This window comes from Kitasatospora sp. NPDC057198 (genome assembly GCF_042670125.1).
In the GTDB taxonomy this organism is placed as follows: Bacteria; Actinomycetota; Actinomycetes; order Streptomycetales; family Streptomycetaceae; genus Kitasatospora.
The window spans coordinates 1-4616 of record NZ_JBHUWH010000565.1; the positions used below are offsets into that span (position 1 = coordinate 1).

The 4616-nt window shown below is 73.7% G+C and carries 5 protein-coding genes; 3 read left to right on the forward strand and 2 right to left on the reverse strand.

Annotated features, from left to right (window positions below):
• On the forward strand, positions 1-273 hold a 273-nt coding region (locus ACFUEL_RS35515), incomplete at its 5' end, for an enolase C-terminal domain-like protein (protein ID WP_380241681.1).
• A gap of 80 nt (positions 274-353) precedes the next feature.
• Positions 354-728, forward strand: coding sequence for a hypothetical protein (locus tag ACFUEL_RS35520; protein WP_380241682.1), 375 nt, complete (start codon positions 354-356; stop codon positions 726-728).
• Between the two features lie 348 nt (positions 729-1076).
• Here ACFUEL_RS35520 and ACFUEL_RS35525 read toward each other — a convergent pair whose 3' ends face one another.
• Together ACFUEL_RS35525 and ACFUEL_RS35530 are read right to left on the reverse strand one after the other, a co-directional pair.
• Positions 1077-2633, reverse strand: coding sequence for a hypothetical protein (locus ACFUEL_RS35525; protein WP_380241684.1), 1557 nt, complete (start codon positions 2631-2633; stop codon positions 1077-1079).
• A 222-nt stretch (positions 2634-2855) separates the two neighbouring features.
• Positions 2856-3134, reverse strand: a complete 279-nt coding sequence (locus ACFUEL_RS35530) for a hypothetical protein (RefSeq protein ID WP_380241686.1) — start codon at positions 3132-3134, stop codon at positions 2856-2858.
• 372 nt (positions 3135-3506) lie between these two features.
• Here ACFUEL_RS35530 and ACFUEL_RS35535 point away from each other — a divergent pair, with 372 nt between their 5' ends.
• Positions 3507-4487: a LuxR C-terminal-related transcriptional regulator gene (locus ACFUEL_RS35535; RefSeq protein WP_380241687.1), complete on the forward strand. Its 981-nt coding sequence runs from the start codon at positions 3507-3509 to the stop codon at positions 4485-4487.
• Positions 4488-4616: the final 129 nt, after the last annotated feature.

A 4616-nucleotide genomic window follows, 5' to 3' on the forward strand; every position in this document is an offset into this window, starting at 1 on the left:
GGCTTCCTGCGCGCCGCGGCCGTCGCCGAGGCGTCCGGCGTCCAGCTCTCCGCGCACTGCTCGCCGCACGCGCACGCCCACGCGGCGGCCGCCCGGGGCGCCGCCGTCCGGCACCTGGAGTGGTTCCACGACCACGTCCGGGTCGAGTCGCTGCTGTTCGACGGCGTCCTCGACCCGGCCGGCGGCACCGTCACCCCCGGCGCGGACGGCGCCCCCGGCCACGGCCTGACCCTCGTCGAGGGGCGCGCCGCGCCCTACCAGGTGGACGCCTGACCCGGGCTGATTCGTTCCGGGCCGTCCTGGGCAGACGCCCGCCGACCGGGAGCAACGGAGCAAGCGAAAGGACCTGAACCATGCTGCTGCTCGGAATCCTGCTGTTCGCCGCGTCCGGCGCCTTCGCGGGCCTGCTGATCGCCGACAACCTCGGCGGCGGCCCCGAGACCGGCGTCACCGTGCTCGGCCACCAGATCGCCACCATGAGCACCCTCGGCGCGTTCCTGGCCGGCCTGGCGCTCGCACTGATCTTCTGCGCCGGCCTGGCGCTGATGGGCGGCGGGCTGCGCTGGCACCGCCACCGCCGGACGCCCGCCGGCCAGGACACCCCGGTGGTCCTGGACCGCACCGACGACCGGGCCGACCTCCCCACCACCGGCACCACCACCACCGGTACCGGCTCCACCGCCACCCAGCGCCCGACCGGCCGACCGCGCCACCGCTTCACGCACTGAGCCGCCCGCCCCGACCCCCGCGCCCACCCGGGCGCCCGGGGCCGGGGCGTTCACCGCTCACCGCTCACCGCTCACCGCTCACCGCTCACCGACAACCACCCTCCCCGCCCCGGGAGTTCGACCGGGCATCGGCCCCGGGCGGAGCGTCCGGCAGGCTCACCGGCCCGGGAGCGGCGAACCACGGCCGACGGCCCTCCGCCCATCGGGCGAAGGGCCGTCACCGGCGAGTGCCGTCGTTCCCCGTGGACATCCGCGGCCTTCAGGACCGCCGACCGCCGTCCGGACCGCCGGTCGGGCGCTGCTGCTCCACCTGGACGGAGCGTGGGCGCCGCGCGCGACCGGGCTCCGTCACAGGGCGCGGAAGGTTCCGAAGGCGCTCGCGATGCCGCTCTGGAAGGCGTGGGTCACGGTGCCGGAGGCCGTCTTGCCGAAGACCTCCAGCCGGCCGTCCTCGTTCTCGCCGACCACCGGGTCGGTCGCCAGGGTGCCGCCGACCTTGACCCAGCCGGAGAAGACGCTGTTCGGCTTGAGCTGGTGGACGTTCCACACGGTGCCGTCGCCGTCGCGGACGAAGAGCTCCAGGTTGCCGTTGCGGCAGAGCGCGACGGCCGGGTCGCCGACGAAGCCGCCGCCGTCGAGGGTGAGCCAGCTCTCGTGCCAGGTGCTGTTCGGCTTGTCCTGCCAGTTGGTGGTGATCCGGCCGTCCGCGGTGCGGGCGAAGACCTGCTGCCGGCCGTCCTGGTTGCGGTTCACCACCGGGTCGGAGGCGATGTCGCCGCCGTGGTCGAACCAGGTGGTGGTGAAGGTGCTGTTCGGCGCGATCTGCCACCGGGACTTGAGGTGCCCGTCCGCGGTGCGGGCGAAGACCTCCAGGGTGCCGTCGGCGTTGTGGCTCACGGCGGGGTCCCCGACGAAGCCGCCGCCGTCGAAGGTCAGCCAGCCCTCGTGCCAGGTGCTGTTCGGCTTGTCCTGCCAGCGGGTGGTGATCCGGCCGTCGGGGGTGCGGGCGAAGATCTGCTGCGAGCCGTTCTCGTTGGCGGCGACCGCCAGTTCGGAGGCGACGTTGCCGCCGTGGTCGTACCAGTCGTGCCAGGAGCCGTTCTGCGTCAGCTGCCACCGGGAGACGACCCGCCCGTCCGCGGTGCGGGCGAAGATCTCCTGGGTGCCGTTGGCGTTGCGGCCCAGCACCGGGGTGCCCACCACGCCCGCCGCGCCGGGCAGCGGGGACCAGTCGTGCCAGGTGCTGTTCGGGGCCGTCTGCCACGCGGTCCGCACCCCGCCGTTGCCGTCGTTGTCGACGAACTCCAGGGTCTGGTTGGCGTTCGTGCCGAGGTGGGGGCGGGCGACCAGCTGGCGGTCGTAGTCCCGGTCGTCGATGATCTTGTTGTAACGGCGGGCCTGGTAGTTCGAGTTCGCCCAGCCGTCGATCGTCGGGGCGTCGATCGAGACGGGGCCGACCTTCTTCACCGGCGCGGCGCCGAAGGAGTAGTAGGTGAAGCGGGTGTGGTCGGACTCCCAGGCGTTGAAGAGGATCACGTGGTGCGCGGCGTCGAGGAGGACGTCACCGGGCATGAGGTCCTGGCGGGCGACCGAGTACGACACGTCCGACAGGTTCCCGGTCCAGTTGTCGCCGCTGAGGTGCCACGCCATGTCGACGTAGCCGGAACAGTCGCGGCGGTAGTTCCGGTCCCCGGTCGGGCCGGGTGAGGAGGCGTCCTGGTCGTACGAACCGGGTTGGTGGTCGACCCAGTACTGCGCCCGCTCGATCACCTCCGAGCGGCTGATGGTGCCGCCGAGGGCGGAGGCGAACGCCGCCTGGGCGGAGGCGGAGAAGACGACCAGCAGGCCGGCGGTCACCGCGGTGACCGCGAGCAGGCTGAGGACGCGTCGAAGCGACCTGATCATGGGGGCAGGACTCTCTTCCGTTGCTCGGCAGGACAGATGGGGGCGGCTCGGCCGCATCGACGGGACGGAACCCGGGCGGGCGGGCGCGGAACAGCGGCGTCGCGGAACAGCGGCGTCGCGGGACGCGGGCCGTACGACGTGGGGGGAGAAAGGTGGGGGAGAAAGGACGTACAGGGGAGAGCGGGCGGGCGCGGGGGCGGAGCGAGGGGCGCGTGGCCGCCGCTACTCGGCGAGGCGCCAGTCGCGCAGCTCGTCCGAGGCCCCGAGTGCCCTGGCGCAGATGGACCGTGCGCTCAGGCGGGCACCGGTCTCCTCGGCGGCGAGGAGGAACAGGACCACTCCGATCCGGCCGGGTGCGACACGCACCCGCACGTGTTCCAGGCGGTCGTCCGCCCGGGCCTGGCGCCACAGGTGCCCGGTGAGCCACTGCGGAGCGACCGCCGGGGCGGTCGGCCCGACCAGCCGGGTCACGGTCAGGCGCAGGATCGGCTTGTCGAGCATCAGCCCCAGCCGAACCCGTTGTCGGAGTCGCCGGCGACGGCGGCGGACGCGACGGACGCGACGGACGCGACGGACGCGGTGGCGGCGACAACGGGGAACTGGGCGGTGCTGGACATGGGCATACTCCATTCAGGGCGCGGTGGTTTGGTTTGCCGGATGTTTGCGTCTCCCTGCCCCGGGCTTTCTCCGGGGCCGCGCTTCCGACATGACCAAGACTGCCGAACCGGCACCCCGCTGTCAGCGGTCCGCGCCTGGCCCCAAAGTGACTGACCCCAACGGGACAGGGGCCCCGGACCGGTCTTGTCCGGCCCGGCGCCGCTGGGCACACTGGTCCGACGATCTGTTTGAGCACCTACCGCGGGGGGCGGCAGAATGCTTGATTTACTCGGTCTTTCCAGCCTGGCCGAGCGCCTTTACCAGGCGGTCCTCGTCGACCCGGCGCGCAGCGTCGCCGAACTGGCCGGGGACACCGGCATGACGGACCAGGAGATACGTTCCGCCCTGGACGAGTTGGCGGACCTCGCACTGATCAAACCGTCGTCCGAGGGGGACGGGGCCCTGTGGCCGGTCAGCCCGGCGGTCGGCCTGTCCGCACTGCTCGCCGCCGCCGAGGACGAGGCCGCCGCCCGGCAGCGGAAGATCGAGGCGACCCGGGCGACGATCGCCGCCCTCGCGGCCCAGCACGAGGAACACCGCCTGCACCGCGCGGACGCCGTGGTCCGCCTCGACGGCCTCGACTCCGTCCGCAGCCGGCTGGAGGAACTCGCCGCGAACGCCGCCACCGAGTGCCTGTCGCTCAACCCGGGCGGCGCCGACCGGCCCGACGCACGGGCGGCCTCCGCGCAGCTCAACGAACAGGCGCTGCGCCGGGGCGTCAGCATCAGGGCGATCTGCCGCGAGAGCTTCCGCAACGACGCCGACACGCTGGCGCACGCGCGTTGGCTGACGGACCTGGGCGGGGAGATGCGCACCGTCCCGATCGTGCCGATCCCGCTGGTGATCGTGGACCGCACCGTGGTCATCGTCCCGGTCGATCCCGCCGAACCGCGCCGGGGCGCGCTGGAGCTGGACAGCCCCGGACCGCTCGCCGTCGCCTGCGCCCTGTTCGACCAACTCTGGTCGGTGGCAACCCCGTTCGGCTCCTCCGTCCCGATGGACGGGCAGGGCCTCACCTTGGCCGAGCGCACCCTGCTGGAACTCGCCGCGGCCGGCCACACCGACGAGGCGGCCGGCCGCAAACTCGGCGTCTCGGCACGCACCGTCAAACGCCAGATGGCCGACCTGATGGCCCGGCTCGGCGCCGAGAGCCGCTTCCAGGCGGGCGCCCGCGCCGCGCACCGCGGCTGGCTCTGAGCGGGCGTTCGACACCCATCCGGGCTGCCGCGGGCGACGGCCCCGGCGGCGAGTCGGGCGCCGCGCCCGACGACGGTGTTGCCGCGCTCACCGCCGCCCGCGGCCGAGCGCCCCCGCGGTGAGCAGCAG